Below are 2,583 nucleotides of genomic sequence, written 5' to 3'. Positions count from 1 at the left end.
ATTGTACCAAGTCGCTGGCGCGACGGCTAGCCCCAGGTACATGAAACCACTACTTTTTTCATAAAACCATAGCAGTTTTTGTATATATGTTGTATTGTTAAGTTACCACACCAAACAATCACATATTCACAAGAACTGCTATGTTTAGTTTACCATGGTTTTTTAAACTCAACAACTACATATCTTATTTTTTTATCCGTCCACCACCTCTTTTTGAAATGTAATGGTACTACTTATTTTAACTTATTTCATTTCAAAGGAGATTTTACAATGGACAAATATTTAGGTTCTTTCAGGGAAATGATTTCCCTTCGCGGTCTCACCGACCATACCCTTAATAGTTACTGCACTTACATCCGTGCTTATCTGGATTACCTTACAAACATTCTCCACAAAGCACCTGAAGAGGTTTCGTGGGATGAACTCCGTGATTACATCCGCTGGCTTCAGAAATCCAGAGTTCTTTCTGACCGTACGGTCAACTGTGCCATTTCTCAGCTGCGTTTCTTCACTCTTTATGTTCTTCATAAACCTTGGGATGATACTCAGCTTCCTATGCGTAAGTTTGATGAATACCTTCCTTTCGTCCCTTCAAAAGAAGAAACCTGGCAGTTTATTTCTTCCATGCCTGATCTTAAGCCTAAAACCATGGTTACCCTCATGTATTCTTCCGGTCTTCGCATCGGAGAAGTCTGCCGGCTCCGCTATGAAGATGTCGACCGCAAAAATATGCGGCTTCACATCACACACACGAAAAGCAGAAAGGATCGGTATGCCATCCTTTCAAAAGCGGCCCTTGACCTTCTGACACAGTATTGGTTTGAATGTGACCGTCCTATGGGATATCTCTTCCCGAAGCAGTGCGGTGAGGACAGACCTATTGATACCTTCTTCCTCTCGAGGCACATCCATGCCCACGAGGACAGGCTGGGATGGGAGCGCAGGCTTACCTGCCATTCCTTCCGCCACGCTTTTGCTACACATCTGTATGAAAACGGAACGGATCTGCTTACTATAAAAGCTCTTATGGGACATAAATCCCTGCATTCCACCACGATCTATGTCCACCTTTCCGGCAATTCCATCCGGCGGGCGGTCAGTCCCCTTGACTATATGGCAGGTGTTTGCCATGAGTAGTTACAAAATCCGGCAGATATTTGAGCAATCCTATGATGACTATTCTGCACAGTGCTATCATCAAACAGATGTACAGCGCAAAGCTGCACATGCCATCTTAAACTGCAAATCCGGCAGGCTTGGTGTAAACTTAAGCCAGTGTACGGATTGCGGACACGTAGAAATACATAATAACTCCTGCCGCAACCGTAACTGCCCGAACTGCCAGGCAGTCCTGAAGGAAGTCTGGGTGGATAAACGAAGAGCCGAGGTCATTGATACCCCTTACTTTCATGTGGTGTTTACGCTTCCCCATCAGTTAAACCCTCTCATTTACTGCAATCAAAAGCTGCTCTATGGGCTGCTGCACAGATGCTGCGCCGAAACACTTCTGGAATTATCTGCTGACAAGAAGTGGCTCGGGGCAACACCCGGTATTATCCAGGTACTTCACACATGGAATCAGGAGCTGGGTTACCATGTGCACATGCACTGCATCGTTTCCGGTGGCGGACTTACGAAAGACGGGAAGATCCGAAAATCTTCCAAAAACTTTTTTATCCGTACAGAAGTGCTCAGGGATAAATTTAAAGGAAAATATATGGCACACCTTTCCTCGCTTTATGAAAGCGGCTTGCTTACCTTCTCTTCTTCCTGTGAAAAGCTGCGTAATTCCTATCACTGGAAAGAGTGGAAAAACAGACTTTATGAAATGGACTGGTGCCCCTACATCAAGGAAACCTTTAACGGATTTGGCAATGCCATTGAATATCTTGGGCGTTATACCCACAAGATTGCCATTTCCAATAGTCGGATCCTTTCTGTTTCCGATGATACGGTCACTTTTTCTGCCAGAGGGAAAAAGCCCGGTGAACCCAAACGCCAGATCACTCTGGAACATACAGAATTCATCCGGCGTTACCTGATGCATGTGCTGCCATCCGGTTTCCAGAAGATTCGGTACTATGGACTTCTGAATAACCGATATAAGACCAGAAACCTGAAGCTGATATATAAACTCCAGGGTCACCAGCGTTTCAAAGCGAAATACACCAGCTTATCCATTGCAGAACTTCTGAAAGAAGTTTGGAACGTAGATATCCATATCTGCCCGGAATGCGGCTGTTGCAGCATGAAACATATCGGAAGGACATATGGCACTTCTTGATAAAGAGCCTTTGCCACTAAATACCTTTTTTTCAAAGACCTCCGCAAGAAGGTCTGCGAAGCATGCCCTTTTATTGGATATGTTTATGCAATCATCCTAAAAAAGGTCATCGTACGCTTAGTTTTCAATCAATGCTTCAGCATTTTCACTAAAAGGGAAGCATACTATCCCCATACACTTATTGGCTAAACGTACGCGACTTGGTACAATTCTGAAGAATCACATTCAGAGCAGTTCATGTTCATTCAGAACTGCTCTTTTTGTCTGCTCTGAATCTGATACTTCACTTATGAATTATA

At 44.1% G+C, this 2,583-nt stretch carries 2 protein-coding genes; both read left to right on the top strand.

All coding sequences use genetic code 11. The annotated features are described in order from the left end of the window. Positions 1–270 precede the first annotated feature (270 nt). Positions 271–1,137, top strand: coding sequence for a tyrosine-type recombinase/integrase (locus ASU35_RS03745; protein WP_058351723.1), 867 nt, complete (start codon positions 271–273; stop codon positions 1,135–1,137). After that, entirely contained in the window at positions 1,130–2,284 is a 1,155-nt protein-coding gene (locus ASU35_RS03740; protein ID WP_058351722.1) for an IS91 family transposase, read from the top strand. Before ASU35_RS03745 ends, ASU35_RS03740 begins: the two co-directional genes overlap by 8 nt. Positions 2,285–2,583: the final 299 nt, after the last annotated feature.

Origin of the sequence: Acetivibrio ethanolgignens, assembly GCF_001461035.1 — a bacterium.
GTDB classification, from domain to species: Bacteria; Bacillota; Clostridia; order Lachnospirales; family Lachnospiraceae; genus Velocimicrobium; species Velocimicrobium ethanolgignens.
The sequence above is the reverse complement of the archived record's forward strand: the minus strand, read 5'-3'. Positions and strand labels throughout refer to the sequence as shown.